At 45.2% G+C, this 18447-nt stretch carries 17 protein-coding genes; 13 read left to right on the top strand and 4 right to left on the bottom strand.

Annotation, left to right across the window (positions count from 1 at the left end; genetic code table 11):
• Window positions 1–5 precede the first annotated feature (5 nt).
• Together D4T97_RS11510 and D4T97_RS11505 are read left to right on the top strand one after the other, a co-directional pair.
• A complete protein-coding gene (locus D4T97_RS11510; protein ID WP_126050817.1) occupies window positions 6–833 on the top strand; it encodes an ABC transporter ATP-binding protein in 828 nt (275 codons plus the stop codon).
• Complete coding sequence (locus D4T97_RS11505; protein WP_126050996.1) at window positions 814–1533, top strand: IucA/IucC family C-terminal-domain containing protein; 720 nt, start codon at window positions 814–816, stop codon at window positions 1531–1533. Before D4T97_RS11510 ends, D4T97_RS11505 begins: the two co-directional genes overlap by 20 nt.
• Window positions 1534–1945: 412 nt before the next feature.
• Here D4T97_RS11505 and D4T97_RS11500 read toward each other — a convergent pair whose 3' ends face one another.
• Window positions 1946–2800: an undecaprenyl-diphosphate phosphatase gene (locus tag D4T97_RS11500; RefSeq protein WP_126050815.1), complete on the bottom strand. Its 855-nt coding sequence runs from the start codon at window positions 2798–2800 to the stop codon at window positions 1946–1948.
• 274 nt (window positions 2801–3074) lie between these two features.
• On the opposite strand from D4T97_RS11500, the gene D4T97_RS11495 reads away from it, so the two are divergent.
• From D4T97_RS11495 to D4T97_RS11450, 10 genes are all read left to right on the top strand, one after another.
• Window positions 3075–4418, top strand: coding sequence for a hemolysin family protein (locus D4T97_RS11495; RefSeq protein ID WP_126050814.1), 1344 nt, complete (start codon window positions 3075–3077; stop codon window positions 4416–4418).
• Between the two features lie 83 nt (window positions 4419–4501).
• Window positions 4502–5173, top strand: a complete 672-nt coding sequence (locus D4T97_RS11490) for a GntR family transcriptional regulator (protein WP_408021603.1) — start codon at window positions 4502–4504, stop codon at window positions 5171–5173.
• Between the two features lie 168 nt (window positions 5174–5341).
• Window positions 5342–6271, top strand: coding sequence for a 2,4-dihydroxyhept-2-ene-1,7-dioic acid aldolase (gene hpaI / locus D4T97_RS11485; protein WP_126050812.1), 930 nt, complete (start codon window positions 5342–5344; stop codon window positions 6269–6271).
• A gap of 150 nt (window positions 6272–6421) precedes the next feature.
• Window positions 6422–7963, top strand: coding sequence for a 5-carboxymethyl-2-hydroxymuconate semialdehyde dehydrogenase (gene hpaE, locus D4T97_RS11480; RefSeq protein WP_408021600.1), 1542 nt, complete (start codon window positions 6422–6424; stop codon window positions 7961–7963).
• A 19-nt stretch (window positions 7964–7982) separates the two neighbouring features.
• Window positions 7983–9458: a 4-hydroxyphenylacetate 3-monooxygenase, oxygenase component gene (gene hpaB, locus D4T97_RS11475; RefSeq protein WP_126050808.1), complete on the top strand. Its 1476-nt coding sequence runs from the start codon at window positions 7983–7985 to the stop codon at window positions 9456–9458.
• 14 nt (window positions 9459–9472) lie between these two features.
• Window positions 9473–10456 carry a 3,4-dihydroxyphenylacetate 2,3-dioxygenase gene (gene hpaD / locus D4T97_RS11470; protein ID WP_126050806.1) on the top strand — a complete coding sequence of 328 codons (984 nt, stop codon included), beginning with the start codon at window positions 9473–9475 and terminating at the stop codon, window positions 10454–10456.
• A gap of 150 nt (window positions 10457–10606) precedes the next feature.
• Window positions 10607–11065: a flavin reductase family protein gene (locus D4T97_RS11465; protein ID WP_126050804.1), complete on the top strand. Its 459-nt coding sequence runs from the start codon at window positions 10607–10609 to the stop codon at window positions 11063–11065.
• Window positions 11066–11404: 339 nt separating this feature from the next.
• On the top strand, window positions 11405–12190 hold the full coding sequence (locus D4T97_RS11460) for a fumarylacetoacetate hydrolase family protein (protein ID WP_126050802.1): 786 nt from the start codon (window positions 11405–11407) through the stop codon (window positions 12188–12190).
• Window positions 12190–12975 (top strand): fumarylacetoacetate hydrolase family protein, encoded by a 786-nt coding sequence (locus D4T97_RS11455; protein ID WP_126050800.1) that lies wholly within the window; start codon window positions 12190–12192, stop codon window positions 12973–12975. Before D4T97_RS11460 ends, D4T97_RS11455 begins: the two co-directional genes overlap by 1 nt.
• A 78-nt stretch (window positions 12976–13053) precedes the next feature.
• Window positions 13054–13434: a 5-carboxymethyl-2-hydroxymuconate Delta-isomerase gene (locus D4T97_RS11450; RefSeq protein WP_126050798.1), complete on the top strand. Its 381-nt coding sequence runs from the start codon at window positions 13054–13056 to the stop codon at window positions 13432–13434.
• A gap of 553 nt (window positions 13435–13987) precedes the next feature.
• Here D4T97_RS11450 and D4T97_RS11445 read toward each other — a convergent pair.
• The 3 genes from D4T97_RS11445 to D4T97_RS20975 form a co-directional block, all read right to left on the bottom strand.
• The gene (locus D4T97_RS11445) at window positions 13988–15496 is read right to left on the bottom strand and encodes a glycine betaine uptake BCCT transporter (protein ID WP_126050796.1); all 1509 of its coding nucleotides are present in this window, start codon (window positions 15494–15496) and stop codon (window positions 13988–13990) included.
• 290 nt (window positions 15497–15786) lie between these two features.
• Window positions 15787–17391, bottom strand: coding sequence for a sodium:solute symporter family protein (locus tag D4T97_RS11440; RefSeq protein WP_126050794.1), 1605 nt, complete (start codon window positions 17389–17391; stop codon window positions 15787–15789).
• Window positions 17388–17504 (bottom strand): symporter small accessory protein, encoded by a 117-nt coding sequence (locus tag D4T97_RS20975; RefSeq protein WP_328588768.1) that lies wholly within the window; start codon window positions 17502–17504, stop codon window positions 17388–17390. The genes D4T97_RS11440 and D4T97_RS20975 overlap by 4 nt, the downstream gene beginning before the upstream one ends.
• 563 nt (window positions 17505–18067) lie before the next feature.
• Between D4T97_RS20975 and D4T97_RS11435 the strand changes: the two genes are divergently transcribed.
• Window positions 18068–18430, top strand: a complete 363-nt coding sequence (locus D4T97_RS11435; RefSeq protein WP_126050792.1) for a Na-translocating system protein MpsC family protein — start codon at window positions 18068–18070, stop codon at window positions 18428–18430.
• Window positions 18431–18447: the final 17 nt, after the last annotated feature.

Below are 18447 nucleotides of genomic sequence, written 5' to 3'. Positions count from 1 at the left end.
TGGAGATGGAGACGATTCAAACAGACTCTCTCACATTATCATACGGTGATAGAATCATTATCGACGAACTGAATTTGACGATTCCCAAGGGTGAAATCACAGTTTTTATCGGGGCAAATGGGTGCGGAAAATCCACTTTGCTGCGTTCAATTGCTAGGCTGCTGAAGCCAAAGGGAGGGTCTGTCCTTTTAGCTGGAAAAGACATCGCTAAACTGCCGACGAAGGAAGTGGCAAAGCGGATGGCCATTTTGCCGCAATCACCGACTGCCCCGGAAGGACTGTCTGTCCTGCAGCTTGTTAAACAGGGCCGCTACCCTTATCAAACATGGCTGAAGCAGTGGTCAAAAGAGGATGAAGCCATTGTGAAGAAGGCATTGGAAGCAACTGGAATGCTTGATTTTATGGACCGCCCGGTGGATGAACTATCCGGAGGACAGAGGCAGCGGGCGTGGATTGCCATGACCTTGGCACAGGATACGGATATCCTATTACTGGATGAACCCACAACCTACTTGGATATGACTCACCAAATAGAGATATTGGATCTGCTTTTCGATTTAAATGAAAAAGAAGGCAGAACGGTTGTAATGGTGCTGCATGACTTGAATTTAGCGTGCAGGTACGCACATAATATCGTGGCCATTCGGGACCAAAAAGTCTATGCGCAGGGAAGACCAGAAGCAGTTGTCAACTGCAAGCTCGTCCAAGATGTCTTTGCCATGAACTGTGAAGTGACAGTCGATCCGCTATTTGGGACACCACTTTGCATTCCGTATGGTAAAGGCCGGTGCATTATAAAAAAGAGGGACATCCATGTCGCAAAACAGGCTTAGTCACCAAGAAACTCAGAAACTGATGGAATACCGGCTTGCTGTTGCAGATGCGGGCCAGTCGGTGGGCTACGCTTCGCTGCTGGATCCGAAGCGGCTTCCTGATTTTTTGGCTTGGCTGACCGGTAGAATCGGAGCTCCAAACGCATGTGTGACCAGCTCCCTTTTAATTAAAAGAATGGGCTTTTACGCTGTCATTCATTTATATGCGCTGACTGTATTGGACAAAAAGTTAAACGTTGACCTCCGGGAATTGAAATTGGTTGATCATTCGAATGCTGAACTTTGGCTTCCTGATTTTTTCCTCGGAGATGTTGATGTTCAAGAACCCAGTGAAGACCGCAATGAGTGGCGGGCGGCTGTCCTAGAAGATTTGTTTGCTCATTGCATTACACCTCTAGTTCAATTACTGAAAGAACAGACCCGGCTAAGTGAAAAGGTGATGTGGGAAAACATCGCCATATATATTCATTGGATATATGAAAAATTAATGGTAGGGGAGCTTCATATTCGTGCAAAAGCAGATTACCTTTATCTTTTTCATGAAGCGCCCGGCAAACTGTTCGGCCCCTATAGGGAAAACCCTCTGTATCCATTTTCAAAAGGTGCTGGCGCAGCACGGAAAACCTGCTGTTTATCATACATGTTAAGAAAGCAAGAAAAAGGGACATGCAGTACGTGTCCGCTCGGGGCATGCAAATAGTAGTCGTGATAAAAGACGGATGAGTACCAAGTGGTTGGTTATCTGGCTAGTCTCTCTTAATCAAACGTTTGAATAGTGGGGGAAACGCGCGTCCTACCAGGGGAAATCTGAAGTCTCGAAAACCCGTCCAAATTTAAATCAATCGTTTGATTAGCTGGTAAGAAGCGCACTCTCCTGTCCATAACCGAATCACCTTGCGTCAAACCCATAATATTAACCAAGTTGATTAGTTATCTGGTAAGTCTTTCTTAATCAAACGTTTAATTAGTTGGGAAAACGCGCGTCCTATCAAGGAAAATTTGAAATCCCAAAAACCCGTCCAGATTTTAAACAAACGTTTGATTAGCTCCACCATCTCTCCAATAAAAGATGCACAGCGGCCGCCCGCTGTGCATTTTCCTATGTCTAATCCTTATTTAATGTTGATGTAAATTACCAAGATCACAGCGGCAAGTGCAACGCGGTAGATCGCAAAAGGAAGCAGCTTGATCCGGCTGATTAATGCCAGGAAGAAGCGAATGGACAGCCACGCGAAAATAAAGGCGCTGATGAAACCAACCACGAAAAATGGAATGATATCAACGGTGAGCAGGTCCATTTTTTTATATAAAGAGACGGCGCTCGCTCCGAACATGATCGGCACTGCCATGATAAAGGTGAAGTCCGCTGCGGCGCGGTACTTCATTCCCAGCAGCACACCGCCCGAAATCGTTGAGCCTGAACGGGAGAATCCTGGCCACAGGGCGATACATTGAAAAAGGCCGATCAGTAAAGCCTGCTTGATCGAAATGTCATCAAGGCTTGTTCTTTCCTTTGCCGAAGAAGCAGATCTTGCTTTCCAATCTGCCGCTGCCATCAAAATCGCACCGCCCACAAGGCCGACCAAAACGGTCTCCACTGAAAACAAATATGTATCGATGAAATCTTCCAATGCGAAGCCTAATATGATGGCTGGAATCAAGCCTATAATTACGTGTGTCAATCGCAGGCGTGAATGGCCTTCTTCCGGAACGGGGGCATTCTTGGTACGAATCCCGAACAAGCCCAAAATCCGTGACCAGAAGACGATGACCGCCGCCATGACGGAACCGAGCTGGATGACGACTTTAAACGTATTGGCAATTTCCTGCGACTTTAGCAATTCTGCCGACTTCAATAAAATATCATCCACGATGATCATATGGCCGGTTGAAGAAACAGGGGCAAATTCGGTCAAGCCTTCCACAAGTCCCAGTAATAATGCGACAATAAATTCCCAAATGCTCATTTTTATAAAATCCTCTCTTTCTATCAATAGACTAATTTTACATTTTATACTCAAAAAAGAAAACATGTTAAGAAGTCTTTGTACCTTGTCCACAATAAATAGACGGGCTTTTAAAAGGGATTACTACAGGTCTTAAAAAATTTATCCACTATTTACGTTATGAACTTGGGAAATCGTATAGTATAATGTTTTAATAAAAGTGTGTTCGGACAATTCCCGGACAGGCAAACATAAAATTCGGGAGGTGTACGCCTTTCTTTGAAAGGCGAACTATTTGGACGTTGCCAGTTTACTCTTAATCGCAATATTAATCGCATTGACTGCATTTTTCGTCGCAGCGGAATTTGCCATTGTAAAAATCAGAAGTACACGTGTGGATCAGCTGATTGAAGAAGGAAAGCCGGCTGCCAAGGCAGTAAAACATGTCATCACACATATGGATGAATATTTGTCCGCATGCCAGCTAGGCATCACAATTACAGCCTTGGGAATCGGGTGGCTGGGTGAACCCGCGATTAAATCGCTGCTCGATCCTTTATTTGACAAATACGGGGTTGGGGCCGCAGTAAGCCATATCCTTTCAATCACCATCACATTTTTAATCATCACTTTTTTACACGTGGTGGTGGGGGAGCTTGCACCAAAAACCGTGGCTATCCAAAAAGCGGAGTCGGTCTCACTGCTCACGGCAAAGCCGCTTATCTGGTTTTACAAAATCATGTTCCCTTTCATCTGGGCGCTGAACGGTTCAGCACGCCTGCTTGTTAGAATTTTTGGTCTTCACTCAGTCTCAGAGCACGAGGTTTCACACTCAGAAGAAGAGTTGAGAATCATACTTTCAGAAAGTTTTAAAAGCGGTGAAATCAACCAGACAGAGCTGACATATGTAACGAACATTTTTAAATTCGATAACCGCGTTGCCAAAGAGATCATGGTGCCGCGGACAGAAATGGTGTCATTTGCAACCGATGAAGAAATCAAAGACTGGGTTGACGTGATCAAGGATGTTAAATTTACGCGTTATCCGATTTACGAAGGCGACAAAGATAATATCATAGGTTTGATTAATATAAAAGATATATTGCTGGAGCAGATTAAAAGCGGAGATTCTGAAACAGAACTTGAAATTTCCTCATTTATTAAGCCAGTCATTCATGTGATCGAAACGATTCCAATCCGCGATTTGCTTTTAAAAATGCAAAAAGAACATACGCATATGGCTATCTTGCTTGATGAGTATGGCGGCACATCCGGTCTTGTCACCGTGGAAGATATTGTAGAAGAGATTGTTGGAGAGATTAGGGATGAGTTCGATACTGACGAAGTCGAAGACATCACAAAATTGGGTGAGAACCATTTCTCATTCAGCGGTAAGGTACTCATACCGGATGTCAATGATCTGCTCGGAACGCATCTTTCTGATGAAGATGTAGATACACTGGGCGGATGGATTTTATCGAAAAAATTCGATGTGGCCGAAGGAGAAACCCTTTATTCAGACGGCTTCGCCTTTACAGTCACGGAATCGGACGGGCACCAAATCCACTTTATTGAAGTATTCAAAGAAGGCAAGGAAAAAGTGGAAGCAGAGACGGAAGAACAAAATAATGAAGATTGATGAAAAGGGCGCCTGGATGGGCGCTTTTTTTTGACTCCCTTCCTATTGACTTCATATATGATTTTAAATATGATAAAAGTATGATGATTAAAGAAAATAAACAACAAAGAGCCTATCGGATTATTAAGTCAAGGATTGTAGAGAAGGTGTATGTACCCGGCCAAAGGCTTGTAATTGATCAACTGGCAAGGGAATTGGAAACGAGCTCGATTCCGATCAGGGAAGCGATACGCCAGCTGGAAGCAGAGGGACTGATCGAATACAAGCACAACATCGGACCTGTTGTTGCACCTATCAACGAGTCTGAGTATTACGAGAACCTTCAGGTTCTTGCAGTGCTTGAGGGATATGCGGTGGCGTCCTGCTCACAAAAATTTCCCGCAGCCAAAATCATGAAGCTGAAAGAAAAAAATAAACAGATGAAGGAGGCTTTGGAGGATTTTGATATCATTGCGTTTGCAAAGTTGAACGTAGAATTCCACCAAATCATTTATGAAGAAAGCACAAACAGGGTACTGATTGAAAACATCCAGAATTTATGGAAACGCCTGGATTCCATCAGGGGAATCGGATCGACGCTTTACTCTGTAAGGGTGAAAGAATCCATCAAGGAGCACGAGGAAATTATCTCATTGCTTGAGAAAAAAGCAGACCCACAAAAAATTGAGGAATTAGTCCGCATGCATAAGCTTCGTACAGCGGAAGACTTTGAAAGACGCCGTTCTATGAAATTGGAAAATACCTCAGAAAGTTAAGAAACAGAACACGGTAAGCTGTTTCTTACTTTTATACCAACAATGTAAGCGGTTACCAAATTATTTTTTATAAAAGTGTTTGACATAATATATGGAATCATATATGATTTAAGTGTTCAGAAAATTAATCAGCATTCAAAATAATTTTTATATAGGAGGATTTTGAATATGTCGTACAACTACAAAGAAGCTAAAGAAAGACTCAAAGGTTCGATCGCTCCGGTTGTAACTCCATTTAATGAGGACGAAAGCCTTGACTTGGAAACGTTTAAAAGTCTGATTGACTGGCAGATTGAAAGCGGAAGCCATGGAATCTCTGTTACTGGAACAAGCGGTGAGCCGAGCTCTTTGACTGTTGAAGAAAGACTGACTGTTATGGAGACTGCAATGAAAGCGGTCGCAGGCCGTGTTCCATTTGTACCTGGAACTGGATCCACTAACCACAATGAAACGATGAGAATGACAAAAGCTGCACAGGAAATGGGTGCAGACGGAGCAATGGTTATCGTTCCTTATTACAACAGACCGAACCAGCACGCGCTCTACAAGCATTTCAAGACAGTCGCTGATTCAGTTGATATTCCTATCATCCTATATAACATCCCAGGAAGGACTGCAGTGAACCTTGAGGTGGAAACAATCAAACGCCTTGCGGAAGACTGCCCGAACATCATCGGAATCAAAGAAGCGAACAAAGACTTCGAACACGTAAACCGCGTGCTCTTGAAAGTCGGCCGTGACTTCAACCTGTATTCCGGAATCGAACTGCTTTGCTATCCGATGCTTGCAATCGGCGGTGCAGGTCACATCAGTGCCACATCCAACGTTGCTCCAGGACCTGTTGCTGAAATCTACGAAGCTTGGGCAGAAGGAGATGTAAAACGTGCACAAGACATGCACTTTGAAATGATGGACCTTAATGATGTTCTATTTAAAGATACAAACCCGGCTGTTGCAAAAGCAGCACTTGGCATGATGGGCAAAATCAAGCCAGTATTGCGCAAGCCGATGGATATCCCATCCGAAGCCTTGCAAAAAGAGCTTCGTGAAGTTCTCGTAAACTACGGAATTGAGCTTAAAGATGAGGTAAAAAGCTAATAGATATAACTACCATTTAAAAAACTTATACTCTTGCATCCTTATAAAAGCCAAAACCTATACCAATATATTCAGAGATCAATCAATGGATCCGCCAACCGCGGGGATTAAAAGAGAAGCGGGCCACGTGCCCGCCTCCCTTACACTTACATGCTTTTAGGGAAGGTGATTTTTTTGACACAAAAAACAGCAGAACAGGCAAAAACACGCGAACACAGCCAACAGCCCGATGTGAAGCTATATATAAATGGCCAGTTTACAGAATCTGAAAGCGGTGCCTTTTTTGATAACCCGAGTCCATTTACAAATAAAACGATTAACCGTGTGGCGCAAGGTGGCAAAGAAGACATCGACAAAGCGGTTGCGGCAGCGACCAAGGCATTCAAAGAAGGCCCATGGGGAACAATGAAAGTTTCCGAGCGCATGAAATATATCGAAAGAATCGCAGACCTTATCGACGAAGAAGCCGAGGAACTTTCTTATCTCGAATCCCTCGACACAGGACTTCCAATCGCACAGACAAGAAACATGGCAGCGAGAGCAGCAGAGAACTTCCGTTTCTACTCCCGCATGGTCCAGACAAAATTGCACGGGGAAGCCTACATGCAAGGAAGCGAGTTCGTCAACTACACGGTTTACAATCCGCTTGGTGTCGTAGGATTGATTACACCATGGAACGCCCCGTTCATGCTGACAACATGGAAAGTCGCACCAGCGCTTGCAACTGGTAACACAGTCATCTTAAAGCCGGCGGAACTTTCACCGCTGACAGCGAACAAATTGGCTGAAATCATTCAAAAAGCGGAACTTCCTGAAGGCGTATTCAACATTGTCCACGGATTCGGCGAAACAGCGGGTGCTTCACTCGTAGCCCACCCTGATGTGGAAGCGATTTCCTTCACTGGCGAAACAGTGACAGGATCAGTCATCATTAAAAACTCCGCTGACACGTTGAAAAAGACATCCATGGAGCTTGGCGGAAAATCACCATTGATCGTATTTGACGATGCTGATTTCGACCGTGCGCTTGATGCAGCTGTATGGGGATTGTTCTCCTTCAACGGCGAACGCTGCACAGCGAACTCAAGAGTATTTTTACACAAAAACATCAAAGACAAATTTATCGAAGCTCTGAAACAAAGAGTTCAAAACATCAAAGTCGGCGACCCGATGGATTCTTCAACCCAATTGGGACCGCTCATTGATAAAGGTCACTTTGAGAAAGTGAAAAGCTATATTGAAATCGGAAAAGAAGAAGGATGCGAAGTGATCCAAGGCACAGTTCCCGAGGAACTCAAAGCTGGAAACTATGTACCTCCTACTCTTCTATTGAATGCAACCAATGACATGAGAGTTTGCCAGGAAGAAATTTTCGGGCCTGTGATGGCAGTCATCGAATTTGAGACAGAAGAAGAAGTCGTCCAAGCGGCCAATGATGTAAAATACGGTCTCGCTGGTTATGTCTGGACGAACGACATCAAACGCGGCCACCGCGTTGCTCAAGCAGTAGAAGCGGGAATGCTTTGGATCAACGCCCAAAACGTACGTGACCTCAGAATTCCGTTCGGAGGAACGAAAGCGAGCGGTATCGGACGCGAAGGTGGACATTACGCAATCCTTGAATTCTATACAGAACCAAAAGTCATCCACGTCGCCATCGGTGACCACCATATACCACAATTCGGAAAGTAATTAAAAGGAGTGAATACAAATGCCGGCAAAAACGGGGAAAGAGTATTTAGAACGACTACAGAAGGCTAATAACAACATTTATATTCATGGAGAAAGAGTCGACGATGTGACAGAGCATCCAGCATTCCAGGGCGTAACAAAGTCCATGGCACGCTTGTATGACCTGCAATATGAAAAGCCTGAAAAAATGCTTTACACATCACCGACAACAGGAGACAAAGTCGGGATGACTTTCAAAATCCCTGAGACAATCGACGATTTGATTGCACGCCGCGAAGTAATCCAAGAGTGGGCACGCACATCCGGCGGTATGATGGGACGCGCTCCGGACTACATGAACGCTGAAATCATGGCAACTGGTGCTGCGGCTGACTTCTTCGCGGAAGCAGACCCGATGTTTGCTGAAAACTCAAGAAAATACTATGAATATGCACGCGAAAACGACCTCAGCTTGACACATACGCTCATCCATCCGCAGGTAAACCGTGCCAAAGCGCAGGCGGAGCAGAAAGATGCGAACGTAGCCCTTCACTTGGTTGAAAAAAGAAGCGACGGAATTATCGTTGACGGTATCCGTTTGTTGGCAACGCAAGGCGGAATCACAGACGAGTTGATTGTCTTCCCGTCTACTGTAAACAAATCCGATACAAAGGACGATCCATATTCACTCGCTTTTGCTATCCCGAACAACACGGAAGGCTTGAAATTCCTCAGCCGTGAGGCATTCGACTATGGCAAAACGACCTGGGATCACCCGCTATCTTCCCGTTTTGAAGAAGGGGATGCCATCGTAGCATTCGACAATGTATTTGTTCCTTGGGAGCGCGTATTCGTTTGCGGAAACGCCAGCCTGTGCAACAGGACTTTCAAAGAGACAAACGCTGTTGTCCACATGTCACACCAGGTTGTTTCTAAAAATATTGTAAAAACTGAGTTCATACTCGGTGTTGCTTTGAGCATCATGGATGCCATCGGAATCGATCAATTCCAGCACGTACAGGATAAAGGCGCAGAAATTATGCTTGTATTGGAAACAATGCGTTCCCATATGTACAAAGCAGAGCACAATGCACAAATTGACAAATGGGGCATGATGACGCCTGACTTCAAAGCACTTGATGCAGCACGCAACTGGTATCCGCGAATCTATCCGCGTCTTGTTGAAATCGTCCGTATCCTTGGCGCATCCGGCTTGATGGGTATCCCGACACAAGCGGACTTCCAAAACGAAGAAATCGGGGCCATCCTTGACCGCGGACTTCAAGGTAAAAACCTGAACGGTTACGAGCGTGTCCAATTGTTCAGATTGGCATGGGATATGACATTGAGCGCATTCGGTTCAAGACAGGCGCATTACGAGTACTACTTCTTCGGAGATCCGATCCGTATGGGCATGACATACTTCGACGGATTCGAAAAAGATCAATATAAAGACTTTGTTTCAGAGTTCCTTAAAAAGGACCCTTCCTCCAAGCCAAATTTTATTAAAGCATAAGGGGATGAAATCTGATGGATTTTAATATCATTCGTTGTGCACGTACAGTTTTACATGTTACTGATCTAGAAGCGTCAAGGAAATTTTACGTAGATACACTGGGTTTTATTGAAACAGAATCAGATTCAAAGAATTTGTATTTAAGAGGATTGGAAGAGCATAATCACCACAGCATCCATTTGAAGAAGGCCGAGAAGCCGGTCGTGGAAGCTCTTGGCTATAAGGTGTCATCAGACGCCGACCTGGATGCTCTGGATGAATTTTTTACAGAAAAAGGGTTTCAAACGAAATGGATCAAAGAGGGAGAGCAGCTTGCCCTGGGACGCGCACTTCGCGTGCAGGACGTCTCGGGCCTGCCTCTGGAATTCTTTGCAAAAATGGATCATGTGGAGCGCCTCCTTCAGCGTTATGACCTGTATAAAGGAGCGCGCGTCCAACGGATTGACCATTTCAACTGCATGGTCGAAGATGTGGAAAAAGCACAGGACTTCTATATGAAAGATTTGGGCTTCGCCTGTTCCGAATATACAGATACGAAGGAAGGAAAAGTCTGGGCAACCTGGCTTCACCGGAAGCAAACGGTTCATGACCAAGCGTTCATGAACGGAGTGGGACCGCGTCTACATCATATCGGATTCTGGCTTCCTGACCCGCTTGCTTTGATCCATGCGTGCGACGTGCTTGCAGCTTCAGGATATGGAAAAAGCATTGAAAGAGGACCTGGACGCCATGGTTTGTCCAACGCATTTTTCCTCTATCTGCGAGATCCGGACGGACACCGTCTCGAGCTGTACAGCGGCGACTATTTGACAAGCGATCCGGACTTCAAGCCGATCCGCTGGGACATCGACGACCCAATGCGCCAAACGTTCTGGGGCCATGCGGCACCTGACAGCTGGTTCAACGAAGCATCTGTTGTATTGGATGTCATCAGCGGCAAGGAAGTCCCGACGAAGCAGCCGAAGCTTGAACAGCGCAAGCCGGAATTCATTATCTGATGAGGGGTGCGTTTTTAGAGCTGATTCGGCTGAAATCCAGCTGCATTCAGCAATTGGTGGGCTTTCCGCCACGTTAGAATATGATATTGGGTTACCCAGCTTTTTACAGAGGAGTAAACAACAATTTTAGCCAACAGAGGGGGAATAGACATGGATGATCGCCTATTTAGAACAGCCATGGGGAAATTTGCTACAGGAGTTACAGTCATCACAACGAAGGTCGGCGAAAACGCTCATGGTATGACAGCCAATGCGTTCATGTCCGTATCTTTGGATCCGAAACTCGTCCTAATCTCCATCGGCGAAAAAGCCAACATGAACCAACTTATCAAAGAATCAGGCAAATTTGCCGTCAGTGTATTGAACGATGAGCAGCAGGATTTGTCCGCCTACTTTGCAGGCCAAATCAAAGAAGACAGAGAGATAGAGTTCGATGACTTCAACGAACTGCCTGTCATCAAGGATGCACTGGTCAACCTGACATGCAACGTGCACGAAGCAGTAGTCGCAGGAGACCATACCCTTTACATCGGTGAAGTGACGGATCTTCGCGTCACAGACGGAGACGCGCTCGGATTCTTCGAAGGTAAATATAGAAAAGTCGTTTAAAAAGGGTCCCGCCCGTCTCCGTGCACTTTTGGCGGAAGACGGACGGGATGTTTCTGTCAGGGAGGCGCTGAGATAAGCTGTAGGGATTTTTGCTTGAGGTGTGCTTTTAGGCGGCTGGTCCGTGGAAGACATTTTGTTGGGGGCCAGTTTTTTAAAAGAGAACAGGCTCGTGGCTCCCGAGTCGTTTGAAAAACCTCTTGTTCGGTCACTATGAAATGTTCACGAACCCAAAACGTCGCAGAATCGACGTACCCGAATATCTTTTTAAAAAAATAGAAAGTACTACTTGCATAAAAAGTCTTGTTCATTTTTAACCGCCAAAAAACGAGGAGTGAGAACATGAATCTAGTAAAAGCAAGCCTTCACGGGCTTGGAGTCTGGAATGAGATACAGGCTAATCCAGCAGAGGCGACAGTCGAACTGTATGGTAGGAAGCAGCCTGTTTCGGATGTATCCTGGAACCCGCCAGTGAAGGGGACAGTATATGGAGTTCTGCTGAATTATCAGGGGAAATATGACGAATTGAAAGAGCAATTTAATGAAGCACCCTATAAACAGCCGCCAAAGGCGCCGATTTTGTACATCAAGCCGGCGAACACGCTGTCAGGATGCAATCAGCCAATCCTGCTTCCGAAAGGGGAAGAGGAATTGGAAATCGGTGCAGCACTCGCTGTTGTGATTGGAAAAACAGCTACTCGCATAAAAGCCGAAAATGCCAATGAATATATCGAAGGCTACACGATTGCAAACGATGTAAGCATTCCGCATGAAAGCTATTACCGCCCTGCAATTAAGCAGAAAGCCCGCGACGGATTTTGTCCAGTCGGGCCGTGGATCGTTTCCAAAAACGACGTGACGGACCCGGGACAATTGGAAACTCGCGTATATATTAACGGCGAACTGATGCAGGAAAATAACACAAAGAACTTGATCCGTTCGATTCCAAACCTGCTTGAAGATGTGACTGAGTTCATGACACTTCGAAAAGGCGACGTCTTGCTTGTCGGGGTTCCGGAACAGCCACCGCACGCCAAAGACGGAGACGAAGTCAGAATTGAAATCGATGGAATCGGTGTTTTAGTGAACAGGGTTATTTCAGAAGAGAAGCTAGGAGGTCACGCATAATGAAACACGCACGAGTAGCTTGCTTTGGCGCAATCCATGATGCTGTAGAAAAGGACGGACAAATTGAACTTTTGGACGGACGCGTCGTTTCTGAAGATGAAGTCGTTTGGCTTCCGCCGATTGAGCCACGGACAACCTTTGTTCTTGCCCTCAATTATTCCGACCACGCAGGTGAGCTTGCTTTTAAAGCGCCAGAGGAACCGTTGGTATTTTTAAAAGGAGCGAACGCATTCATTGGCCACAATGCACAGACCCGCCGGCCGGCAGACGTTACATACATGCACTATGAGTGCGAGCTGGCTGTCGTCATCGGCAAAAAAGCCAAAAATGTAAAGCACGAAGATGCCTATGATTATGTAAAAGGCTACACAATCGCGAACGATTATGCCCTTCGTGATTATCTTGAAAACTATTACCGTCCGAACCTTCGGGTGAAAAACCGTGATACCTGTACGCCGCTTGGCCCATGGTTCGTCGACGCTGCCGATATCGAAGATCCGATGAATCTGAAGCTCCGAACATATGTGAACGGCGAGTTGAAACAGGAAGGAACGACAAAAGATATGATCTTTGACATTCCTTTCCTGATCGAATACTTGAGCAGCTTCATGACGTTGGATGAAAATGACATCATTTTAACTGGAACTCCGAAAGGAACAGTCGATGTTGTTGCAGGGGATGAAGTCATCACGGAGGTCGAAGGATTAGGTCAGCTAAAAAATACAATCGTCGGAGACGAAGTTTTTTCAATTAAAAGCAACCCGGTGTACAGCGCAGTAAAATAATTGACTATTTTATCGACAATGAAATTTTTTGTTAAGCGTGTTTTCACTATTTAAATCTTACGAGGAGGTGGATTCCTGATGCCTCATGTCATCGTTGAATATACAGACAACATTAAAGAGGAAGCCAATATTGGCGTGCTCCTTGAAAAAATAAACTGGTCCATGATCGACAGCGGCGGCGTCTTTCCAATCGGCGGAATCCGTTCCAGAGCGATTGAGCTTAAGGACTACTTCGTCGCCGATGGGGCGGCAGACGATGCATTCGTCCACGTCTCGTTGAGAATCGGCGGCGGCCGCTCTGAAGAGGAGCTGACGGCCGCGTGCGACAAGCTGTTTGACGTCGTGAAGGAGCATTTCGCCGCCCTGTTTGACAAAAGGTACCTCGCCCTATCCATGGAAGTGGAGGAATTCACGAGACCTACTTATAAACAGAACAATATTCATAAGCGGTATAAATAAAGAAAAGCGTAAGGCGCCCGTTAATCGGCGACAAGCACAAGACGAATTTTGATGAGGGAGCTTTTCAGCCACCACAACAAAGCTACTTACTTAATTACATCGTGAGAAACATCTTTGAATATGCTTCATGCGGCTTTGCGACGAGCTGAACAAGGCTTCCTCGAAATAAGCTATGGCGCAGGAGCACATTCATCCTGAATAAGCTTCCTTGCAGCTTGTGACCTCGAGCCGATGGCGCCTGAAGCTAGACATAACTTATACTTGTTTGAAAAGCTAGGACAAATTTTTGTTATTTCTATAGTTTAAATAAAAAAGAATGGAGCGCAGGCTGCCGGAATCGGCGGCCTGAGCTCCAACCCTCTTATAAAAGCTCCAACCCTCTTATAAAAGCTCCAACCCTCTTATAAAAGCTCCACCCCTCTTATAAAAGCTCCAACCCTCTTATAACCGCATCCTGCCATAGCATATGAGCAGATACCCAATAACAGGCAGCCCCGTGAATAAAGCACACATCCCAAGCAGAAAGCCGGCTGCAGAGCAGCCGGCCTCTTCATTAAACCCGTCTTCTTCTCTGAAGCCCTAGTTCCCTCCGCTCCTGACGAAGCGCCTTGTAGATGGAAATCATCATTAATATCATGATCATGGAGAATGGGAAAGCTGCAATGATCAGCGCGTTCTGCAATGCAGGTAGCCCGCCGCTGTATAAAAGTATGGAAGCCATCGCCGCAAGGATAAAGCCCCAGGTTAATTTTACACTGTTTGGAGGCGTCAATGAGCCGTAAGATGCCTGCATGCCAAGTACAAACGTGGCCGAATCAGCGGATGTAATAAAAAATATTCCGATCAAGAGCACCGCGATTACCGACAGAACAGCAGACAGCGGCATTTCATTAAAGATTGCAAAGAGCACTTCTTCCGTAGCAAACTTCGTTAGATCGACTGCACCAGACATCTGAACGTCGATGGCAGTCGTTCCGAATACAGCAAACCAAATGAAGCTGACGAGGACAGGGAGGAGCAGGACCCCGATCATGAATTCCCGAATGGTCCTTCCTTTGGAAACGCGGGCGATAAAGATCCCGACGAACGGCGACCATGAAATCCACCAGGCCCAATAGAAAATCGTCCATCCATTAATCCACTCACGCTGACCCGGCTCAAGCGGCGCAATCCTGAAACTCATCGCAATAATATTTTGCACGTAGACTCCTATCGTGTCAGTAAGCATGTTCATGATAAAAAGACTCGGACCCAGTATGAATACAAGTACCAATAGTGCAGCTGCCAGCACCATATTAGTATTGCTCAAATATTTGATCCCTTTGCTCAGGCCCGACCAGGCAGACATTGTGAATAAGGCTGTCACTACAACGATAATGATCAACTGTATGGAAAAACTAATCGGGATTCCCAGCAAATAGGCAAGCCCGCCGTTAATCTGAACAGCTCCGAAGCCCAAGGTTGTCGCCACTCCGACAACGGTCGCCACAACAGCAATGATGTCAATGAGCATAGCCAGCCTGCTGTGAGCATATTTTCCCAATATGGGACTGAGCGTTGCGCTGATCAAACCAGGCCGCCCTTTACGGAAATTGAAATAGGCGAGACAGAGGCCAACCAAAGCATAGACAGACCAGGCATGAATTCCCCAGTGAAAGAATGTGAAACGCATCGATTCTCTTATCGCAGCATCTGTTCCCGGATCAGCCGTGGGAGGGTCGATAGCAAAATGGGATATCGGTTCGGCCGCTCCCCAGAAAACAAGGCCTATGCCCATACCGGCTGAAAATAGCATGGCGAACCATGTCGGCTTGGAATATTCAGGTTTGTCATCCTGTTTTCCAAGCTTGATCGAACCTACTGGGCTGAAAATAAGAAAAACACAAAATGCCACTATAACTGTGACCAAAATCAAATAATACCATCCGAATCCTGAAGTGATTACCGACTCTATATTTGAAGTAGCTGACTCGAATTGGTCAGGCGAAACTACACCAAAAACGACAGCGACCATCAATATGGCAGCCGATACCCAAAAAACACTTGAAACTTTACTCCACAAAATGAAACCTCTCCTTCCTATGGAGACCGTACGTACATTTTTATAACATTCCTAACCATAACAATGTTAATGGTCTGATTCAACCCATTGATGGGTCTTTAAAAAAAATGTCATAAATTAGCATACCCTTTTACAGAAAAAAAAGTGACATACATTTTTTCTGAAGCAAGAGACTTAGATACCTCTTACCCCAAAAAAAATATAAAAAAACGTGCCACGAAGGGCACGCCGATCAAAGTTGGGGGTCAGACCCCCGGTCCATTAATACTTTAATACTTTAATGGACCGGGTTATGAGAGGGATTGTTCTGCGGAATCGGCACGATCCGAAACTGTCGACTCCGCTTTGGCTTTATGCTTCTTGCCTGTACCAAGACTCACTGCAATAAAGACAATGGTTGACAAAGGAAGTGCATAGAACATGGGGTCGACAAACGTCCAGGGAAAGCCAAGTAATGTCGTTTTTCCAAAAATGGCTTGGGAAACGCCAAGCGCTGCCGCTTCTTTTTGGTGTAAAAACAGAAATCCGAAGACGCTGATTACAAAGCCTGTGATTGTACTGGCAACCGCGCCTTCCTTGGTTGAGTTTTTCCAAAACAAGGCTCCGACCAATGTCGGCAAAAATCCGGCGGCACAGATTCCAAACCAGAAAGCTGTAGCCTGAGCGATGACACCGGCAGGCATGATGTATGCCAAAATAACAGCAGCCACTATTCCGATTAATACGCCCATCCTCGACAAGCTCATTCCAAGTAATCGTTCCATCCCCATGTTTTTCAAAATATCTTCACCGAATGCCGAACCCTGCAAGTGGATCAGGGAACTGATTGTTGAGATTGTTGCTGATAGCAAAGTCAGTGTGAACAAATAAATGAACCAGTCCGGCATCAACGAGTTGATAAAAGTAGGAATGACCAGGTCCACGTTCCCTTTTGCCGCATCAATGGCCAGCATGCCAGCAGTTTCCTGGAAATAGACGTTCGTCAACGGTCCAATCATATAAGCGGCTCCCGTCATAAAGAAGATGAATATCCCTCCGACAAGGACCGAACGGTATAAAGAACGGTCATCCTTGACCGTCATGCTGCGCATCGCCAATTGAGGCTGCGCAAGGACTCCGATGCCCACACCCATGATGATTGTGCTGACGATCGTCCACCATAAAGGAGTGCCAAAAGCAGGCATTGAAGTCCAGCCCTGATGCCCCTGTTCAACGAGGTTCTGGGGGACCAGATCTTTCATCGCTGTTAAGGCTCCGTGTGCAACATTGACTCCGCCGAGGTAATTGTAAGTGGTTACAAGAAAGATGATCATTCCAAACAGCATGACAATAGCAGCAAAAGCATCCGTATACATTACCGCTTTGATTCCGCCTGTAATGACATACACCCCGACAATCATGGCGAGAACAAGCAGGGCAATATTAAAATTCATCGACAAAGTTTGTTCTAAAAACCTTCCGCCGCCAATCAAGACAATACTTGTATAAGCAGGCATGAACAAGAAAATCATTGCCCCTGTAAAAATTGTCAAAAACTTTGAGTTATATCTTTTTCCAAGCAAATCTGAAAACGTATATGAGTTCAATTCTATGGACAATCTTCGGATCCTTGTCCCAAAAACAACGAATGCGACGCCGACACCAAGGACAATGTTTAAAAGCGCCAGCCAAAGCAAACTGAAACCGTAAAGAGACGCTACGCCGCCAAACCCGATAATTGAGGAAGTACTGATGAACGTCGCCCCGTAAGAAAGCGCCATGACCGTAGGACTGATATTTCGTCCACCTACGAGATAATCCGATTCCGATTTTGTCTGCTTGTATCCATAGTATGCAAGCGCTGACATAATACCAATATAAACGAGAAACAGAGCAGCTAACACGGGATAATTCATTCGGAGTCAGCTCCTTTATTCCACATAATGACCCCAAACACTACGCATCCAATCATCGAAAGCACTGTTCCACCCCAACCCAATAGAATAATAGGATCTTCCATACCTAGCATTGTTGTCTCCTCCTTGCATTTCAAACGCTTACATTCCATTTATTAAAAGCTTGGAAAAAAATGACTAAACCCTTATATCATATAATTTATAATATATTCTTTCATATATGATTGTCAATACATCTTTAGGATTAGTTACTCGTCATGTCCGGAAAAAATCGGACTGCGGACGGCAGGGATACAAGTGGAGGCAATTGGGAGTTTTTGGGTAGGTAGGTTCGGAGCGGCCGGCGGAGGAGAAGCCTTCGCTCGGCCGCTCCAACTCTCTTATAATTGCTCCAACTCTCTTATAATTGCTCCAACTCTCTTATAATTGCTCCAACTCTCTTATAATTGCTCCAACTCTCTAATAACCCGCCTCACCCAGTGAATAACGGCCCTTATCCACGTATAAACCCCAAACTCTTGCGTCACTGCTCTCTCTTTCATTTTTCAACGAAGCTGGTATATAAAATACAATTTTTTTAAAAAAATTCAATGTAAGGGTTTACATACGGAAAATAGTATGGTAGATTACTGTTTAAGTATTTGGAATCTTCTTTTCAAAAGAAGGTGATAATTGAATGAAACTGGCCGTCGGGTCTTTTAAACAGGAGCTGATAAGAGATTACAATGAGCTCAATCTGCGCATGTTTGATATTGGGGTCAAAAGTCAGAAGGTTGAAATTGTCGGGGATAAGATATTAATTTTCGCCTATCATAAGAGAATCCCTTCTCTTAAGCATTTGGACGAGTTTAATCGCTTAATTACCCGCTTGACTGATGTCGCCATTATTGACAGCCATAAAGAGCATTTCAGGGAATTGGTTGAAAATAAGTACGGGATGCAGGTCATTTCCATTTTAAAGGACTATGATCCATTTTTAGAACTGGCAGTGACCATCATTGTTCTTGATAAAGATGTCAGCCAATATCTTTCCAATTGAATCTAACTTGACTGGTC

The organism is Siminovitchia acidinfaciens (genome assembly GCF_003605385.1).
Taxonomy (GTDB): domain Bacteria; phylum Bacillota; class Bacilli; order Bacillales; family Bacillaceae_C; genus Siminovitchia; species Siminovitchia acidinfaciens.
This window is presented reverse-complemented; position numbering and strand designations above follow the sequence as displayed.

Bases quoted from the DNA above. Each gene is read 5' to 3' on its own strand.
- D4T97_RS11510 (WP_126050817.1), top strand. From the start codon at position 6: ATGGAGACGATTCAAACAGACTCTCTCACATTATCATACGGTGATAGA.
- D4T97_RS11505 (WP_126050996.1), top strand. From the start codon at position 814: ATGTCGCAAAACAGGCTTAGTCACCAAGAAACTCAGAAACTGATGGAA.
- D4T97_RS11500 (WP_126050815.1), bottom strand. From the start codon at position 2,800: ATGAGCATTTGGGAATTTATTGTCGCATTATTACTGGGACTTGTGGAA.
- D4T97_RS11490 (WP_408021603.1), top strand. From the start codon at position 4,502: ATGATTAAAGAAAATAAACAACAAAGAGCCTATCGGATTATTAAGTCA.
- hpaI (WP_126050812.1), top strand. From the start codon at position 5,342: ATGTCGTACAACTACAAAGAAGCTAAAGAAAGACTCAAAGGTTCGATC.
- hpaE (WP_408021600.1), top strand. From the start codon at position 6,422: ATGCTTTTAGGGAAGGTGATTTTTTTGACACAAAAAACAGCAGAACAG.
- hpaB (WP_126050808.1), top strand. From the start codon at position 7,983: ATGCCGGCAAAAACGGGGAAAGAGTATTTAGAACGACTACAGAAGGCT.
- hpaD (WP_126050806.1), top strand. From the start codon at position 9,473: ATGGATTTTAATATCATTCGTTGTGCACGTACAGTTTTACATGTTACT.
- D4T97_RS11465 (WP_126050804.1), top strand. From the start codon at position 10,607: ATGGATGATCGCCTATTTAGAACAGCCATGGGGAAATTTGCTACAGGA.
- D4T97_RS11460 (WP_126050802.1), top strand. From the start codon at position 11,405: ATGAATCTAGTAAAAGCAAGCCTTCACGGGCTTGGAGTCTGGAATGAG.
- D4T97_RS11455 (WP_126050800.1), top strand. From the start codon at position 12,190: ATGAAACACGCACGAGTAGCTTGCTTTGGCGCAATCCATGATGCTGTA.
- D4T97_RS11450 (WP_126050798.1), top strand. From the start codon at position 13,054: ATGCCTCATGTCATCGTTGAATATACAGACAACATTAAAGAGGAAGCC.
- D4T97_RS11440 (WP_126050794.1), bottom strand. From the start codon at position 17,391: ATGAATTATCCCGTGTTAGCTGCTCTGTTTCTCGTTTATATTGGTATT.
- D4T97_RS20975 (WP_328588768.1), bottom strand. From the start codon at position 17,504: ATGCTAGGTATGGAAGATCCTATTATTCTATTGGGTTGGGGTGGAACA.
- D4T97_RS11435 (WP_126050792.1), top strand. From the start codon at position 18,068: ATGAAACTGGCCGTCGGGTCTTTTAAACAGGAGCTGATAAGAGATTAC.